This window comes from Kluyvera sp. (assembly GCF_047971185.1).
Classification (GTDB): Bacteria; Pseudomonadota; Gammaproteobacteria; order Enterobacterales; family Enterobacteriaceae; genus Kluyvera.
In genome coordinates this window covers 70053-85614 of sequence record NZ_JBKDZH010000032.1, presented here as the reverse complement: position 1 = coordinate 85614, position 15562 = coordinate 70053, and the positions used below count along the sequence as shown (strand labels likewise).

At 60.8% G+C, this 15562-nt stretch carries 16 protein-coding genes; 5 read left to right on the top strand and 11 right to left on the bottom strand.

Annotated features, from left to right (window positions below; genetic code table 11):
- Nucleotides 1-61 precede the first annotated feature (61 nt).
- Nucleotides 62-937: a 5'/3'-nucleotidase SurE gene (gene surE, locus ACK5JN_RS08005; protein WP_416869667.1), complete on the top strand. Its 876-nt coding sequence runs from the start codon at nucleotides 62-64 to the stop codon at nucleotides 935-937.
- Nucleotides 938-1009: 72 nt separating this feature from the next.
- Here surE and ACK5JN_RS08000 read toward each other — a convergent pair whose 3' ends face one another.
- Nucleotides 1010-1963: a hypothetical protein gene (locus ACK5JN_RS08000; protein WP_416869666.1), complete on the bottom strand. Its 954-nt coding sequence runs from the start codon at nucleotides 1961-1963 to the stop codon at nucleotides 1010-1012.
- A gap of 155 nt (nucleotides 1964-2118) precedes the next feature.
- Here ACK5JN_RS08000 and ACK5JN_RS07995 point away from each other — a divergent pair, with 155 nt between their 5' ends.
- Genes ACK5JN_RS07995 through dsbG form a run of 4 tightly spaced genes read left to right on the top strand, consistent with a single transcriptional unit; the run spans nucleotide 2119 to nucleotide 6090 of the window.
- Nucleotides 2119-2481 (top strand): hypothetical protein, encoded by a 363-nt coding sequence (locus ACK5JN_RS07995; protein WP_416869720.1) that lies wholly within the window; start codon nucleotides 2119-2121, stop codon nucleotides 2479-2481.
- A 48-nt stretch (nucleotides 2482-2529) separates the two neighbouring features.
- The gene (locus tag ACK5JN_RS07990; RefSeq protein ID WP_416869665.1) at nucleotides 2530-4560 is read left to right on the top strand and encodes a protein-disulfide reductase DsbD family protein; all 2031 of its coding nucleotides are present in this window, start codon (nucleotides 2530-2532) and stop codon (nucleotides 4558-4560) included.
- Between the two features lie 3 nt (nucleotides 4561-4563).
- Complete coding sequence (locus ACK5JN_RS07985; protein ID WP_416869664.1) at nucleotides 4564-5286, top strand: DsbA family protein; 723 nt, start codon at nucleotides 4564-4566, stop codon at nucleotides 5284-5286.
- A 45-nt stretch (nucleotides 5287-5331) separates the two neighbouring features.
- Nucleotides 5332-6090: a thiol:disulfide interchange protein DsbG gene (gene dsbG / locus ACK5JN_RS07980; protein ID WP_416869663.1), complete on the top strand. Its 759-nt coding sequence runs from the start codon at nucleotides 5332-5334 to the stop codon at nucleotides 6088-6090.
- A gap of 882 nt (nucleotides 6091-6972) precedes the next feature.
- Here dsbG and ACK5JN_RS07975 read toward each other — a convergent pair.
- From ACK5JN_RS07975 to ACK5JN_RS07930, 10 genes are all read right to left on the bottom strand, one after another.
- Nucleotides 6973-7209: a hypothetical protein gene (locus ACK5JN_RS07975; protein WP_416869719.1), complete on the bottom strand. Its 237-nt coding sequence runs from the start codon at nucleotides 7207-7209 to the stop codon at nucleotides 6973-6975.
- A 255-nt stretch (nucleotides 7210-7464) separates the two neighbouring features.
- Nucleotides 7465-8040, bottom strand: coding sequence for a 4'-phosphopantetheinyl transferase AcpT (gene acpT, locus ACK5JN_RS07970; RefSeq protein ID WP_416869662.1), 576 nt, complete (start codon nucleotides 8038-8040; stop codon nucleotides 7465-7467).
- 1 nt (nucleotide 8041) lies between these two features.
- Nucleotides 8042-9271, bottom strand: a complete 1230-nt coding sequence (locus ACK5JN_RS07965; RefSeq protein WP_416869661.1) for a beta-ketoacyl-ACP synthase — start codon at nucleotides 9269-9271, stop codon at nucleotides 8042-8044.
- Nucleotides 9268-9999 carry a 3-ketoacyl-ACP reductase FabG2 gene (locus ACK5JN_RS07960; RefSeq protein ID WP_416869660.1) on the bottom strand — a complete coding sequence of 244 codons (732 nt, stop codon included), beginning with the start codon at nucleotides 9997-9999 and terminating at the stop codon, nucleotides 9268-9270. Before ACK5JN_RS07960 ends, ACK5JN_RS07965 begins: the two co-directional genes overlap by 4 nt.
- Entirely contained in the window at nucleotides 9996-10472 is a 477-nt protein-coding gene (locus ACK5JN_RS07955) for a 3-hydroxy-fatty acyl-ACP dehydratase (protein ID WP_416869659.1), read from the bottom strand. Before ACK5JN_RS07955 ends, ACK5JN_RS07960 begins: the two co-directional genes overlap by 4 nt.
- Nucleotides 10469-11638 (bottom strand): beta-ketoacyl-[acyl-carrier-protein] synthase family protein, encoded by a 1170-nt coding sequence (locus tag ACK5JN_RS07950; protein ID WP_416869658.1) that lies wholly within the window; start codon nucleotides 11636-11638, stop codon nucleotides 10469-10471. Before ACK5JN_RS07950 ends, ACK5JN_RS07955 begins: the two co-directional genes overlap by 4 nt.
- Nucleotide 11639: 1 nt before the next feature.
- Nucleotides 11640-12251: a DUF3261 domain-containing protein gene (locus ACK5JN_RS07945; RefSeq protein WP_416869657.1), complete on the bottom strand. Its 612-nt coding sequence runs from the start codon at nucleotides 12249-12251 to the stop codon at nucleotides 11640-11642.
- Complete coding sequence (locus ACK5JN_RS07940; protein ID WP_416869656.1) at nucleotides 12248-14566, bottom strand: MMPL family transporter; 2319 nt, start codon at nucleotides 14564-14566, stop codon at nucleotides 12248-12250. The genes ACK5JN_RS07945 and ACK5JN_RS07940 overlap by 4 nt, the downstream gene beginning before the upstream one ends.
- Complete coding sequence (locus ACK5JN_RS07935; protein ID WP_416869655.1) at nucleotides 14535-15140, bottom strand: LolA family protein; 606 nt, start codon at nucleotides 15138-15140, stop codon at nucleotides 14535-14537. Before ACK5JN_RS07935 ends, ACK5JN_RS07940 begins: the two co-directional genes overlap by 32 nt.
- Nucleotides 15137-15559 (bottom strand): acyl-CoA thioesterase, encoded by a 423-nt coding sequence (locus ACK5JN_RS07930; RefSeq protein WP_416869654.1) that lies wholly within the window; start codon nucleotides 15557-15559, stop codon nucleotides 15137-15139. The genes ACK5JN_RS07935 and ACK5JN_RS07930 overlap by 4 nt, the downstream gene beginning before the upstream one ends.
- Nucleotides 15560-15562: the final 3 nt, after the last annotated feature.

Here is a 15562-nt window from a genome sequence, read left to right as displayed (position 1 = left end):
GGGGTCTTAGGTTTTTTTTTGCTCGTTATTTACCGCTGTTAACTCTACTGAAGGAGTGATTATGAAGTTATTTAAGGTTATCGCACCGCTGCTGGCAATATGCGCGTTTTCTGTCCATGCAGCAACGGCACCGCTGAAAATACTGATCGTCAATGATGACGGCTGTGAATCGCCGGGTAGCACGTCGCTTCAGGATAAGCTCAAGGCGAAAGGTTATGACGTCTGGATGGTGGCTCCGGCAACCAATCAGAGCGGTATCGGTTCGGCCATCACCTTTAAAACGGGAAAAGTTTTTGACGTGAAAAAGGTGGCTGACCAGCGCTATTGTTTCCCGGGAACGCCTGCGGATTCGGTGGATTTTGGCCTCAAGGGCCTGCTGAAAGACGCCGCCCCTGATTTAGTGATCTCCGGCGTCAACGACGGCCCCAACACCGGGATGGCGCAGGTGAATTCCGGCACCGTCAGCGCGGCCGCTCGTGCGGTTCGCTACGGATTCCCGGCCATTGCCGCCAGCATCGGCTATCTGTTTACCGAAGAAGAAATGAAAAATAAATGGCCGAGTACCCATAAATACTGGCCTGATTCCGTCGATTACGTCGTTGGCGTCGTGGATAAACTGAATGCCCAACGTGTGCCGGGCCAGCCGTTATTACCTGCGGGTACCGGCTTAAGCATTAACTACCCGGCGCTGGCCACCGCCGATATTAAAGGCGTGCACTATGTTGATAATCAGCGTTTTCCGCAGGCGCAAATTGGCTACGATATTCTGCCCGATGGCCGCGCAAAACAGACAATAAATCCGCAGTCTTTGAAACCCGTACTGGACGACACCGATTCGGGTTGGTTGAATAAAGGCTATATTACCTACACCATTTTTGACGGTTCATGGAATGCGCCTCAGTATGAAGCCCAATATAAGGCGTTACTGAATCCCTAATCACATCGCCGTTCCTCGATGCTGGCATGATGAAAGAACGCTACCCAGGCAGAAATGAAATCCGGCTAGCCGTTAAAAACTCATTGCCAGCCCCACGCCGTAGCCGCTGGTGCCGTCGCCAAACATATAGCGCGCCACCAGCCGCGTGCGGGTGATAAATACCGGGTATTTACTGCTGTCCATTTCAATCCCCAGCCCCACCGAGCTCAGGCTGTCGAAGCCGAGCTTGCCGCGCTGCTCGCCGATATATTCGGTGTGCGCGCCTTCCAGCACATAGCGTACCGGGCTTTTCAGCAGCGTCCAATCGAACAACGGCGCGCGGCGGCGCAGATACAGCCCCAGGTTTTGCGCCGTGGCGCTACCCTCTACGGCGCGGGAGGTGCTGCCGAAGGTTTGCAGATTCATCCCGGTATAGCGCAGCTCCACGTCGATATCCTGCGCGGGCGAAAGCAGCTCGTAGTCGAGCATCAGCGAGCCGCCCAGCCCATAGGCATTGAGCCTGCCGCCGTCGAGAAAGTCATAGTCGGCATTCTGGTGGCGCTCCAGCGCCCAGGCGCCGACCCGCAGATCGCTGGCCATGGTGCCGAGCATCACGTTGGCGATAGGGCGCAGCACCAGGTTACCGCCCCATCTGTCGCGGTGCAGGCGAAAATCCCAGCCGATGCCGCCGGTGGCGGTGAGGCTATTCCATTTGGTGGGAATGCGTCGACTCTGATTGCCATCGCTGATGACAAACTGCGGATCGTAGCGGCTGTAACCCATCGCGCCTTCCAGATACAGCGGGAAAGCGTCGCCCATCGTCGCGCCGCCGCCAAACTGGGTAATCGACAGCTCGGTTGTATCGTCCGAACCGGAGCCGATATTCAGATCGCTGGCGGTGATATCCGGCACAATCATAAAGCTCATTAAGGTGAGCACCGCATCAGCACGCTGCTTTATGCGATGGCCGTCCGCCGCCACGGCATCCGAGCTGAATGCCAGCGAAGCGAACAAAAGCAGAGCGATACCGGGAAACGCTGCGAACATGGTGCGAGCAGCCTCAACCAGGGAAGATGCATTAACTATAGAGCAGGTTTTCAGACTCGCAGCGGAAGGGCGCAAGACAAAACCTTACACTCGCGCCCCTTGCGCATCGTTGAGGATTGTTTATGATTCGGCAGTCCTGAATGGTTAGGTAAATGATGCATAATCGTCCGCTGCTCGCAAAATGGCTTTTGATAATCACCTGTCTGGCGATGGCCGTTTGCCTCGTTCAGCGGGCCGTTTATCTGCACCATTTTCTCGAGCAGGCCGCTAACCCCGTTCAGGTGCTTTCTCCCCCTGCCACTGCGGAGGCAGAACTTGGCCCGTCGCCGTGCCAGCTGAGCGCCAGCTCGCTGTTGTGTGCCCAGCCGCTGTTCTTTGACGGGGCGCTGCCCGCCGTTATCCTCTTCCTGGCGCTGATCCCGCTGTTCGTCGAAATACGGGCGTTCGTGTTTCGCGACGTGCCCCGGCGGCCGCCAACGTTACGTATCCACCTCAAAAACTGCGTCTTCCGTGAATAACAAAATCGCCGTTTCCGCGATTTAATTTTTTATTCATGGAGAAAAGACATGTTGAATATCTTCAGGGGATTGTTCCTCCTGTTGCTCTGCGGCGCGGGCCTTGCTCACGCGGCGGATAGCGGGTGGTTAACCTCCCCGCAAAACGATCATGCCCGCATTCGGTTGCAGGCCGAACGCGGTCAGGAACGGCTATACGGCCTGCTGACGGTTGAACTGCAGCCCGGCTGGAAAACCTACTGGCGCTCGCCGGGGGAAGGGGGCGTCGCGCCAGAAATCAACTGGCAGCGCGGTGAAAAGGCGCAGTGGTACTGGCCGGTGCCGTCGCGCTTTGATATTTCCGGGCTGACCACCCAGGGCTACCACCAGTGGGTGACGATCCCGATGATCATCACCGGTCACGCCGGCGATGCGCTCGATGGCACGCTGACGCTCTCAACCTGTAGCAACGTCTGCGTGTTAACGGACTACCCGCTGCATCTCAATCTGAATCATCCCGTTGATCCGTCGTTCCAGGACGATTTTGAGCAGGCGATGCGGACGATTCCCGCGGACGGCGGTATTTCCGCCGATCTCACCGCGCATCTGGCCGGCAACCAGCTGGTGATTGCCGGAACCTCTCCGGACGGCTGGCGATCGCCAGAGGTTTACTTCGACCCGCTGGACGGCGGTATTCTTCCCGGAGAACCCCGCGTGCAGGTTGAGGGGACGGCGTTGACCGTCACCGCGCCGGTCACCGATGAATGGGGTGATATCCCCACCACGCTGGCGGGGAAAACGCTCTCCTTTGTGCTCACCAATAATGGCCAGGCGCAGCAAACGACGCTCACGGTCGGGCCGGATACCGCCGCCGTGCGCGATGACCCGCCGATGAACCTCGGCCAGATGCTGCTGTTTGCGCTGCTGGGCGGCCTGATCCTCAACCTGATGCCCTGCGTGCTGCCGGTGCTGGGCATGAAGCTCAGTACGGTGCTGCACGCCGGTACCGACCGGCGCAAAATCCGCCTGCGCTTTCTGGCGACCAGCGCGGGGATCCTGTTCTCCTTTGCGCTGCTGGCGGCAATGGTCACCGCGCTGAAGCTCACGGGGGCCGCGCTGGGCTGGGGCATTCAGTTCCAGAACCCGTGGTTTATCGGCCTGATGGTGGCCGTCACCTTTGTCTTCGCGCTCAATCTGTTCGGCGTGTTCAGCGTGCTGATGCCGTCGACGCTGGCGGGTCGGATGGCGACGGCGGGCGGCAGCGGGACGTTCGGTAGCTTCTGTGAAGGGGTCTTTGCCACGCTGCTGGCCACGCCGTGCTCGGCGCCGTTTCTCGGCACCGCGGTGGCGTTTGCGCTCGGCGCGCCGCTGGCCGCGCTGTGGCTCATCTTTATCGCACTGGGCATCGGCATGGCGGGGCCGTGGCTGCTGGTGGCGATGGTGCCGAAAATCGCTCTGCTGTTGCCGCGCCCCGGACGCTGGATGAACGGCGTGAAAACGCTGCTGGCGCTGCTGATGCTGGCCTCCAGCCTCTGGCTGGCGACGCTGCTCGCGCAGCACGTTGGCGAGCGGAACGGTGGCATGATTGTGCTCGTACTGTCGGCGATTGCGCTGGTGGCTTTTGTCTGTACGGCCGAGCGGCGGGGCGCGTTCTTTGCCCTGGTGCTGGCGTTGCTGGCGGCGCTGAGCGGTTTTCAGCTGCATGCGGTACTCAGGACGGCACCCGCGTCGGCGGCCGATGCGGAGGCATCGATTCGCTGGCAGCCGCTGAGCGAAGCGGCGATAGCGCAGGCGCTGGCCGACGGAAAGCGGGTATTTATCGATATCTCCGCCGACTGGTGCGTGACCTGTAAAGTGAATGAACTGCGGGTGCTGAATCAGCCGGAGATTATCGCCGCGCTGAACCTGCCTGACGTGGTGGCCCTGCGCGGCGACTGGAGTAAACCCTCCGATGCCATCGCCGCCTTCCTGCAACAGCGCGGCCGCTACGCCATCCCCTTCAACCAACTTTACGGGCCAGGGCAAGCCGCCGGGGAGATCCTCCCGCCGCTGCTGGACAAACATACTCTGCTTACCGCCCTGAACCGTGCTAAAGGTGAATAACCGATGAAAACGATACTGATTTTTTGTGTACTGATGATGGCCTCACTCGGCGCCATTGCCGCGCCGCCGCTGACGCCCGCGCAGGAAGCGCGCGTACAGGAGCTGGTGCAGGAGACGCTGCTAAAGCATCCGGAAATACTGGCGGCGGCCGCGGAAAAGCTGGACCAGCAAAGCGCGCAGGCCGACCGCGAGCAGCTGAAAACGGTGCTGACGCAACAGACGGATTTTCTCTTCAATGACCCCAACTCTCCGCGCATGGGCGCGGCGCATCCCCGGTTGACGCTGGTGGTGTTTACCGACTACAACTGCCCTTACTGCAAAAAGTTTGACCCTTATCTGGCAAAGATTGTGGCCAAATATCCTGATGTGGCGGTGGTGTTTAAGTTTCTGCCTTACCGCGCGGAAAGTTCGGTGACGGCGGCCCGCGATGCGCTGACCGTCTGGCGCGCGCATCCCGCACAATTCATCAGGTTCAACGACATATTGATGGCCAAAAAGGGCTATCACGATGATGCCAGCATCGCCGAGGCGAAGAAAAAAGCGGCGGTGGTGGTTGATAAGCCCGACGAGCAAAGTCTGGAGACGCTGAAAAAAAGCCTGGCGATCGCCCAGCAGCTGGGTATTCAGGGCACGCCGGCCACGCTGATTGGCGATGAGATGCTGGCGGGCTGGGTACCGTATGAACAATTTGACGCCATGGTCAGCGACGCGCTGAAAAAACAGTAAATTAACGTGCGGGGGCGCGTTCCCCCGCGTTAAGGAGAGACGAAAATGAAATCAATCGCGCTGATGGCGCTGTCCATCATCCCGACGCTGGCCTTTGCCACCGCGCCGCTGCCCGACGTGGTAAAGCGCTTTAGCGAGCAGCAGAACATCACCATTATCAAAGAGATCGACGCGCCCGGCGGCCTGAAGAGCTGGGTGGGGCAGTATCAGGACATGGGCGTGACGCTGTTTCTGACGCCGGATGGTCAGCACGTGGTCTCAGGCTATCTGTATGATGATAAAGGGAAGAACCTGAGCGAGGACTATTTCAAAAGCGAGATTTATATCCCGCTGGGCCGGGAAATGTGGCACAAGCTGAACAGCGCGCAGGCGCTGAAAGAGGGGGCCGATACCGCCGAGCGTAAGGTGGTGGTGTTTGCCGATCCGTTCTGCCCGTACTGCAAAACGTTCTGGTCGGCGGCCCAGCCCTGGGTCGCGGCGGGGAAAGTGCAGCTGAACACGCTGCTGGTGGCGTTTCTGAATCCGCAAAGCGGCCGCAATGCCACGGCGATTCTGAATGCCGCCGACCCGGTAGCGGCGTGGCGTGAGTATGAGCTTTCCGGCGGAAAAAAACTGCCGCCGTTTACGGGAACGACGCCGCGTGAAACCTTCAATCTGCTCCAGCAGCATCAGAAGCTGATGGACGATCTGGGGGCGAATGCGACGCCAGCGATTTACTATATGAATGATAAAAATGAGCTGCAGCAGGTCGTGGGTATGCCGGATGAAAAGCAGCTGATTGAGATGTTTGGCCCACGGCCCTGATTGAGCGACGGCTATTCTCCACTCTGTAAAATAGCAGTCTCTTATCCACAAATTCGAGATACAAAACCTGATATCTGTCAGTAAGGTGAAAGGTTCCGTTCACTTTACGTCAGGCGGAACATGACGTTTTTGCACTCGTGAACGGGCCAAGGGGGTCAACCGCGACCCCCTTGGCAATCCCCGCGGCCCGCAGGGAAATCGGTGCTTCGCACTACGCTCACCTGCGAACTCCATCCTGCGGCACGGCGAAACTCGAGATTACTCGTCCCATCCCTGGGACTCGCCCTTCGGGCCAACGCAAGCGTTGTTCAAAATTGCTCCCGGCAATTTTGTCTTGTCTCGGTTCGCCTCAGTCCGCCATCCATGGCGTCCTGACCTTGTCTTCCATTCTCCGGTTCGCCGATTTCCAGCGGGACTCATCGGTTTCAGTCACTTTGGTTGTTGCTGTGAGTTCAAAGACCGCACGGTTTTTGGTGGCGTCTAAATCGCCGAAGCGTTCCCTGAAGGCCGGGGCAGCCCACAGGGATGTGGGCTGAGGGCGCGGCTTTACAGGGACGTTACCTCGCGCCCGACCCGAAAGCCGTAAGGGATAAGCTGAGGGAACCACGAAGTGGCGATTTTGCCGCCAGAGCCCGGGGGTGCAGGGGGCGGCGGCGATTGGCCGCCCCTTGCGCGCTCCCTGCGCCCGTACAATTTATGTGGCGAGAGCTGAAAAGGAGCGCAACGGAGTGATAAATCCAAATACATCTCCCCCTCCCTGATAATTGCCATCAGGGACTTATGTATAAGAGACCGTTAAAAGAGGGGGGAAGAATTGCGGCAGTGAACAGCGGAAATAATACTTCCGCATTAAACACGAATCGCCGTTATTTTATGGCTGGCTTATCCCCAGACATGAACGAAATTCAATAGCACGGTGATAATGACCCAGAAAAATAAAAAGTAACGTCGTTTATCATTACGTGATTCCAGCGCGGAGAAATAGTTGGCGCTGTAAAACGTCGAGACAATAATCGCCACGGTGATAACGATATGCCACACCGATTCCCGGATGCCGATAAGCGCGCATGCGGTGGAGAAGCAGACCACGATAGCGATGCCGTTAAGCGCATTGCACATCAGCCAGCCCCACAGGCTTGCGGGCCTGACAAACATCTGTTCAAGTCGTAAAACCAAAGGAGTCATTCACTATATGAATATAAAGTGTGCATAAAATGCAATTTAATCGCCCGAAAGGCGTTGACCAAAATCAAGGTTGCGGCCCGGCTGACAAAATAAATTCAAAAATGATGACCACCAGAATAACGAAAACTCACTTTATGATTATATTTTTGCAGCGATGTGAGAGGGTTACCTTATTATGCGTAATTATATCTAAGGTCTTTCTACGATAATATCCGCAGCATTCACCGGCGTCGGCGTACAAATCGCCAGGCTCAGCGTATTCAGCCAGCGGTGGGAGACAAAGCCCGTTTGCGGCTGCGTGCTATCAATTTGCGCCATCTGCCACGCGCTACCGCCGCGCTGCTTCACGATGGCCTCTTTACGCGTCCAGATCTGCCAGAACGCCGCCAGCTGACGATCGTCAGACGCAGCGGCAATTTCGGCCCGTTCCCCGGCGCTGAAAACGGCTTCAGCCAGCGCCGGCCAGCGCTTACGCGGGCGCAGCGCTTCGATATCGCAGCCCACCTCGCCGACATCGCTCAGCAGCAGGGCAATCTCATCGCCGCTATGGCTGAGGTTAAACCACAGCGGCGTTTTCGCCGTGAACATCGGCTTACCCTGCTCGCCGTAGAGGATATCGGGCAGCGGCGAGAGGGCATGGGAAAGCAGCACGCGCCCGGCCAGCCAGCGCGCGCGCCGGGGCCCTGAGGGGGCCTGAGCGGTTAACGCGGGCGGCAGCGCGCCCGCGCTTAAGAGCGATACCTTTCCCAGCAGCAGGCGATACACGTTATGGCCAGCGCTTGATGATGATAGAGGTGTTAATGCCGCCAAAGGCAAAGTTATTGCTCTGCAAATATTCGCAGTCAATTTTGCGGGCTTCCCCCATGATGTAATCCAGCGCGCCGCAGTTGGCGTCCGGCTGACGTAAATTCAGCGTCGGCGCAAACCAGCCTTCGCGCATCATCTGCAGGCTCATCCAGGCTTCCAGCGCGCCGCAGGCGCCCAGGGTGTGGCCAAAATAGCTTTTCAGCGAGGAGATCGGCACGTTGTCGCCGTAGATAGCGGCGGTAGCATGGCTTTCGGCGATGTCGCCACGGTCGGTGGCGGTACCGTGGGCGGAAATATAGCCGATGTCGAGCGGGCTCAGCCCGGCCATTTTCAGCGCCTTCTCCATACAAATCTGCATGGTGTCACGCTGCGGCTGGGTAATATGCGCGGCGTCGCAGTTGGTGGCGAAGCCAACAATTTCACCGTAAATCGTCGCGCCGCGCGCTTTGGCGTGCTCCAGCTCTTCCAGAATCAGCGTGCCCGCGCCTTCGCCAATCACCAGGCCATCGCGCTGTTCATCAAACGGCGACGGGGTGGTCTTCGGCGCATCGTTACGCTGGCTGGTGGCAAACAGCGTATCAAAGACCGCCGCTTCCGACGGACACAGCTCTTCGGCGCCCCCGGCGACCATCACCGTTTGATAGCCGTGGCGAATGGCTTCCCAGGCGTAGCCGATCGCCTGGCTGCCCGAGGTGCAGGCGCTGGAGGTCGGGATCACCCGCCCGCGCAGCCCGAAGAACAGCCCGGTGTTAACGGCGGTGGTGTGCGGCATCATCTGCACGTAGGTGGTGCCGGTGATGTTATTGGTGTGCTTCTCGGTGAGCATGGTGGCAAACTCACTGACCGGGCCGGTACTGCCGGTAGAGGAACCGTAGGCGATGCCGGTCTCGCCGTTGGTCAGCACCTCGTCGCCAATCAGCCCGGCCTGCTCCAGCGCCAGCTCGCTCGCCCGCGTCGACATCAGCGAGACGCGGCCCATCGCCCGAATGCGCTTGCGCGTGTAGTGCTCCGGCAGGGCAAAATCATCAATCGGCGCGCCCAGCAGCGTATGCAGACCGTCATAGATCTGCCACTCCGGCATTTTGCGCACCGCGTTTTCGTAGGCCAGCAGGCGCGCCGAGACGTTGTGCCAGCTTTCGCCAAAGGCGGTGACGCCGCCCATGCCGGTAATAACCACGCGACGTGTCATAACATCCCTCCATTGATGGAAATAACCTGCCGGGTGACGTAGCCCGCCACGTCCGACATTAAGTAGCTGGCAAGCCCCGCGACTTCGTCCGCCTGGCCCATGCGTTTCATTGGAATAATGGCCATCGCCTCTTTTAGCGCCGCTTCTTCCATCTCGATCATGCCGGTATCAATCAGCCCCGGCGCGATGCAGTTAACGGTAATTTTGCGTTTGGCCAGCTCGATCGCCAGCGCTTTGGTGGCGCCGATGATCCCGGCCTTCGCCGCGCTGTAGTTAACCTGGCCCCGGTTGCCCATCACGCCGGAAACCGATGACAGCGTGATGATGCGCCCGCCCTGGCGCGCGCTAATCATCGGCATGATGCACGGCTGGATGACGTTGTAAAAGCTGTCGAGGTTAGTGTGGATCACCGCGTCCCAGTCGTTTTCGCTCAGCGCCGGGAAGGCCGCGTCGCGGGTGATGCCAGCATTGCTCACCACGCCGTACCACGCGCCGTGGGCCTCGATGTCCTGCTCCAGCACCTCGCGGCACTGCTCGCGGTTAGCGACGTCAAAGCTCAGCAGACGGCCCGCGCCGCCCGCGCTGAGGATGGCGTCCAGCGTCTGCTGCGCGCCCTGCGCGTCACGATGATAGTGGACGCCCACCGTAAAGCCGTCTGCCGCCAGCTGGCGAGCGATGGCGCGACCGATGCCTTTACTCGCACCGGTCACTAAAACTGAACGACTCATGCGGACGCTCCTGGTTGAAATAAAGAGTGAAGTTCTTCCGCCGTTGGCTGGAAGGTATTGACGCGGCCGGTAGCCAGCGTCTGCTCGTCGGTGGTGATAGCGCATTCGAAGCTGCCGAACCGCTCGTCCTGCATCAGCAGCTTGACGGCGATCGTCAGCGTTTTCCCCGCTGGCAGCGTGCCCGCCGCGCAAATCAGTTCGCGCGCGCCGAGCACCATTCCGAGGGAAATAGCCGCCTGACCCTGCTGGCGGCGGTGCCAGCCGGACCAGACGCCCACGGTTTGCGCCATCAGCTCCAGCGCATACCAGCCGGGCAGGTTGCCCTGCGGGTCGAGAAACGGTGCCAGCACCCCCGCGTCCGTGACGTCAACGCGGCAGACGGCGCTCTCTTCACTGACCTGCGCCACCTCTTCTAACAGCAGCATCGGCGCGTCGTGCGGCAGGTAGTCGCCGGGCGATAAATAGTGGTTCATGAACATCTCCCGAGCAGAATGCTGGCGTTGTTGCCGCCAAAGGCAAAGGAATTTGACAGGATCGTCGGGCGCGCCAGCGGCTGCGGGCGCGCGATAATCCCGCAGGCGGGCAGCGTGGGATCGCGCGGCGACAGGCTAAAATCCTGCACCGGCAGCGGAAGATCGCGCTGCAAAATTAGCATGCTGAGCGCCGCTTCGGTAATGCCCGCCGCGCCGAGCGTGTGCCCGGTAAGGTGCTTGGTTGAACTGCACGGCACGCGCTCGCCGAACAGCGCGTTGACGACCGCCGACTCAATCTGGTCATTTAGCGGCGTGGCGGTGCCGTGTAAATTGATATAGCCGACGTCATCCGGCGTTAAACCCGCGTCGCGCAGCGCCTGCTCGATGGCGCGGATCGCGCCTTCCCCCTGCGGGTGCGGGGCGGAAATATGGTAAGCATCGCTCGACTCGCCAACGCCCAGCAGCGCGATGGGCTGCGGTTCGCGCGTCAGCAGCATCAGCGCCGCGCCTTCGCCGATGGTAATGCCGCTGCGCCCCTGGGCAAACGGCTGGCACAGGGTAGGGGAGAGCGACTCCAGGCTGTGGAAGCCGTTAATCGGCATCCGGCTCAGGGTATCAGCCCCGCCGACAATCGCCACGTCGGCCAGCCCGGCCTCAATCAGGCGGCGGCCGCTGACGATCGCGCGGGCGCTGGAGGAGCAGGCGGTTGAGAGGGTAAACGCCGGGCCGTCAAGCGCCAGCCAGTGGCTGAGAAAACGCGACGGGTCGCCCAGCTCCTGCTGCGGGTAGCGCCACGCGGTGCTCTCCTCGCCGTTCAGCGTCCGCTTCACGTGCTCATCGCCCTCGTCCAGCCCGGAGGTGCTGGTGCCGAGCACCACCGCAACCCGATCGGGCTCATAGCTGGCGATGGCGGCGTCCACCTGCGGCTGAATCTGCGCCAGCGCCGCCAGCAGTAGCTGATTGTTGCGCGAGCGGTGGTCGCGGTAATCATCAGGAATGGCCGGCAGTTCGCCGTCGACGCCGCCCAGCACCGTGTGCGGATGACCCTGAAGCCAGCCGGTTCTCGGGCGCATACCGGGCGCGACGCCGCGCGATAGGTTGGCGGCAATCTCATCCAGCGTGCTGCCCAGGGCATTGATCATGCCAACCGCAGAAATGTAGATCATCTCAGTCACCCAGATATTGAATGGTGATGTGGTATTTAAAAACGTGCTGCTCGATGCTAATCGGCTCGCGTTTGCCTTTGCGGTTCAGGTAGGTGATTTCCGTCACCCGTTTGCCAGAGGCGTTGCGCAGCTCGCGCTTATCGCCGCTGTCGGTCAGCGTCCAGCCCGTCGGCAGCTGCGGCTGCCAGGCGCTGAGCGGCCAGTGGCTGAGCATCACGTCCGCCAGCACCTGGCTGGCGGGCGGCAGCTGTGGCACCACGATCGACTGCTCGGCGTGCAGCCCGCTGCCGTCGTAGGTGACAAGGAACAGACGAATTCCTACCGATGACAGCCCCGCCAGCGTGAGCTTTTGATCATCGGCGTTCAGCATCACCAGCAGCGACTGCGTCTTGCCGTTGAAGCTGCCGGTCAGCAGCTGCTGCGAGCTGATGGCCGGAGAGATCCCCGGCGCGGGCAGCGTAATACGGGTGCCGGGCTGTAGCCATGCCTGCGGACGGCCGGATTGATCCGGCTGTGAATGGCTGCAACCGGCCAGTACGAGCACGCCGATCGTCGCGGCGATAAGCCGGATCAGGCGCACAGGCCCTGTGGCAAAATGGTTCAGATTGATCATCGTTTTTTCTTCTCTTTTTTCCCCGGCATCGCCAGCGGCGATAGCAGGAAGGCGGTGAAAATGCCGCTCACCAGCACGATGCCGAAGCTGCTGATGGCCTGAGTGGCGCTAAAGACCAGCATGCCGAGCGTCAGCAGGGTGGTCAGCATCGCCAGGGTAACCGCCAGCAGCGACGTCAGCGGCGTGCCACGCGGGTTGCTGAAAAATAGCGTGTAGTTGATGCCAATGCCCAGCACCAGCACCAGCGCCAGCAGCGAGAACAGGTTCAGCGGGTGTCCGCTCAACGCCAGTACCGCCAGCCCGCAGCCTAAAGAGAGCACCGACGGCACCAGGCTGATTAACCCTTTCCGCCAGCCCAGGCGGGCGACCGCGCCGCAGGCAATCACCGCCAGCGCCACGCCCAGCAGACCGGTCAGAATATGACGATACAGGGCGAACAGCGCATCGAACGTGCTTTTACGATCCACCCACGCCACGCCGGGCTGTTTGTTGCTCAGCGCGTTTAGCGCCGCGCTGTTGTTGACCCCTTCCGCAGGCACCAGCACGCCGCTTTCACCGCTGGGCAGCGTCAGCCACAGCAGCCGCCAGCCTTCGCTGGCCGGGCTGCTAAGCCAGTTCTCAACCGTGACCGGCATGGGCTTGAGGTCGGGTGTCACCGTCGTTATCCCGGCGCTGCTCAGCGCCTGAGCGACGGCGGGCGCGGCGCTGTTCAGCGCCGTGAGATCCTGCTGCTGACGGGCCAGTGAATTAAGCGGAATGGTGCGATAGCCGCTGAGCCAGCCCCGCTTTTTGGCCTCTTCAAGCGCGGGGACAAACCCTTCCAGCCGCTCCAGCGTTTGCTGCGCCGAGTTGCCGTACACCACGAACCATTTTTGATCGACGCTCTGGCCGGTCAGGGCGGTGATGGTTTTCTCCTGCGCCAGAATAGACTGCGGCAGCGCCTGCAGCTGCGAGATATCGTCGTCGACGCGTAGCACCGCGAGGCCCGCCAGCGAGAACAGGGCCAGCGCCGCCGGTAGCCCCACGGACAGTTTTTTATTGCGTCGCCACGCGGCCAGCCAGCGCAGCATCAGCACCATGGCCGGAACCGGACGCACCGGCAGGCCACGGCACAGCCACGGGTGCCAGAAAATGACCGTCAGGCACGACGCGGAAAGCCCTACCGCCGCAAACACCGCCATCTGGCGAATGCCGGGGAAGGGGGCAAGCATCATGATCAGATACGCCGCCACGGTGGTCAGCAGCGCCAGCAGCAGCGCGTTACGCACTTTGGCGAGGCTTTGCCACGGCGAGGATTCCGCGCCGTGCACCATCCGTTCGGTCAGATAGTACAGCGTGTAGTCGGCGGAAATACCGATGATGCTCATGCTCATCACCAACGTCATCAGATGCAGCTCGCCGAACATCAGCAGCGTGACCACGGTGCCCGCCAGCGCGCCGATGGCGATGGAGAGCGCGCACAGCAGCAGCGGGCGCAGCGAACGGAAGGTGACGATAATTAGCAACAGCACGCCGAGCAGCGTGGCGACGCCGAGCGTTGAAATATCCTGCTTCGCCTGCTGGCTGGCGTAGTCGCTGTAGAATACCGTCCCGCGCGACAGCAGCTGCGCCTGCGGGTGGCGGGCTTTCAGCTCGCCTTCCAGCGTGCCGAGCGTGGTCACCAGCCGGTGCGTTTGCTGCATGTCGAACGACGAGCCGGACAGCTCGCCGTGCAGCAGATACCAGTAGTTGCCTTCGCGGTCCTGCGTTACCAGCCAGCCGTCCATCAGCCGCAGCCGCTGGCCATTTTTAGCCATCGCCAGCTGCGAGCCGCGCATCAGCATCAGCGGATCGTTTTGCAGCTCTTTGCCGCTGACCCCGGAGAAGGCCGAATAGAGCTGGGAGAGGATCCACTGCGCCTGCGCCGCGCCGCCGTTTTGCAGGCGCGCGCGGGTATCGGGATCGATCAGCCCGTTACGGTGCTGCCAGAAGAACGCGCCCCAGGCCTGCTGGCTGTCGGCGTCCATCGGGCCTTTTACCTCCGCCAGCGCGTGCGATTTTTCCAGCAGATTCAGCCAGTCGCGGGCGACCTGTGGGTCGGCCTGTTTACCGGGGCTGACCAGCCAGACCAGCTGGCGGTCGAGGCGCTGCATAAATCCGTCGTTCAGGCTGGGCGGAATCGCGCCCATCGCCTGTTTCGGCAGCATCGCCAGCACGCTGCTGTTGAGCCGCGCCTGCGGCAGCAGCGTCAGCAGCAGCGCCAGCATCAGCAGACAGGCGAAGGCCCACAGCAGCGCCGGGCGTTTACTGGGCGGCAAAGCGTTGGCGTTCGTCATCGGTCAGTTGCGCGGGCGTCAGTTGGTGTCGGGAGAGAACGATATCGGTGCGGTCGCCCTGTTTATCGTTCAGCGTAATCCGTTCCAGATAGGCGTTACCGGCCAAATCAATGGTGGCGAAGATTTTATCCAGCGGCGTGGTGGTCGGCGTCAGGCGCAGCGTCCAGCGGCCTGCGCCCTGGTCGGTGAATTCGACGTGGAAGTTTTGCTCAAGCACGGTACGATCGGCCTGAAACAGCGCGCGCAGCAGATGGTTAAACTGGAACATCTGCGGGTTATTCTCCGCGGTGATGGTCTGCGGCGGCTGGCCGTTAACCGCCTGTACCATCCGCTTGTCGTCCAGCAGCAGCTGCATCGGGAACGGGCTGGTTTGATCCCACAGCAGCCCGCGATCGCGGGCGATCAGCATATTGCCCTGGGAGCGCAGCGGCTGCGGCAGATCCTTAATGGTGCGGGTCTGCTCGAAGTGCGCGCGGATCACCGGCTGTTCGGTAAAACGCTGTTGCAGCGTGTCGAGCGTCAGCGCGCTAACGAACGGGCTTATCAGCAGCGCCAGCAGCGGCAGGAATCTCATGGCGTCACCCCCATGCGTTCAAACAGAATCTGCGGACTAACGAAGCACATCTCGCGGCTGGCTTCTTCCACCGCCACCTGAATGGTGTAGCCGGTGGTGGCGCGCTGTCCGCTTTCCGCATCGAAAATGTCGTAGTTGATGCGCAGGCGGTTTTCAAACTCATCAATACGCGCCCGCACGCGGATCCGCTGCTCGAAGGTCAGCGGATGGCGGTACTTCACGCGGGTATCGACCACCGGCCACAGGTAGCCGGATTCTTTCATCTGGCGATAGCCGTAGTTGAACTGGTTCAGCAGCGCTTCGCGGGCGATTTCGAAATAGCGAAAATAGTTGCCGTGCCACGCCACGCCCATCATGTCGACGTCGTGAAAAGGAATGGTCAGCTCAACTTCAGCCGTAAAACGGGGATCGTTTAGCACCCT

What these genes read in the sequence shown, in the direction of transcription:
- surE (WP_416869667.1), top strand. Translation starts at nt 62, where the DNA reads ATGAAGTTATTTAAGGTTATCGCACCGCTGCTGGCAATATGCGCGTTT.
- ACK5JN_RS08000 (WP_416869666.1), bottom strand. Translation starts at nt 1,963, where the DNA reads ATGTTCGCAGCGTTTCCCGGTATCGCTCTGCTTTTGTTCGCTTCGCTG.
- ACK5JN_RS07995 (WP_416869720.1), top strand. Translation starts at nt 2,119, where the DNA reads ATGCATAATCGTCCGCTGCTCGCAAAATGGCTTTTGATAATCACCTGT.
- ACK5JN_RS07990 (WP_416869665.1), top strand. Translation starts at nt 2,530, where the DNA reads ATGTTGAATATCTTCAGGGGATTGTTCCTCCTGTTGCTCTGCGGCGCG.
- ACK5JN_RS07985 (WP_416869664.1), top strand. Translation starts at nt 4,564, where the DNA reads ATGAAAACGATACTGATTTTTTGTGTACTGATGATGGCCTCACTCGGC.
- dsbG (WP_416869663.1), top strand. Translation starts at nt 5,332, where the DNA reads ATGAAATCAATCGCGCTGATGGCGCTGTCCATCATCCCGACGCTGGCC.
- ACK5JN_RS07975 (WP_416869719.1), bottom strand. Translation starts at nt 7,209, where the DNA reads ATGTGCAATGCGCTTAACGGCATCGCTATCGTGGTCTGCTTCTCCACC.
- ACK5JN_RS07965 (WP_416869661.1), bottom strand. Translation starts at nt 9,271, where the DNA reads ATGACACGTCGCGTGGTTATTACCGGCATGGGCGGCGTCACCGCCTTT.
- ACK5JN_RS07960 (WP_416869660.1), bottom strand. Translation starts at nt 9,999, where the DNA reads ATGAGTCGTTCAGTTTTAGTGACCGGTGCGAGTAAAGGCATCGGTCGC.
- ACK5JN_RS07955 (WP_416869659.1), bottom strand. Translation starts at nt 10,472, where the DNA reads ATGAACCACTATTTATCGCCCGGCGACTACCTGCCGCACGACGCGCCG.
- ACK5JN_RS07950 (WP_416869658.1), bottom strand. Translation starts at nt 11,638, where the DNA reads ATGATCTACATTTCTGCGGTTGGCATGATCAATGCCCTGGGCAGCACG.
- ACK5JN_RS07945 (WP_416869657.1), bottom strand. Translation starts at nt 12,251, where the DNA reads ATGATCAATCTGAACCATTTTGCCACAGGGCCTGTGCGCCTGATCCGG.
- ACK5JN_RS07940 (WP_416869656.1), bottom strand. Translation starts at nt 14,566, where the DNA reads ATGACGAACGCCAACGCTTTGCCGCCCAGTAAACGCCCGGCGCTGCTG.
- ACK5JN_RS07935 (WP_416869655.1), bottom strand. Translation starts at nt 15,140, where the DNA reads ATGAGATTCCTGCCGCTGCTGGCGCTGCTGATAAGCCCGTTCGTTAGC.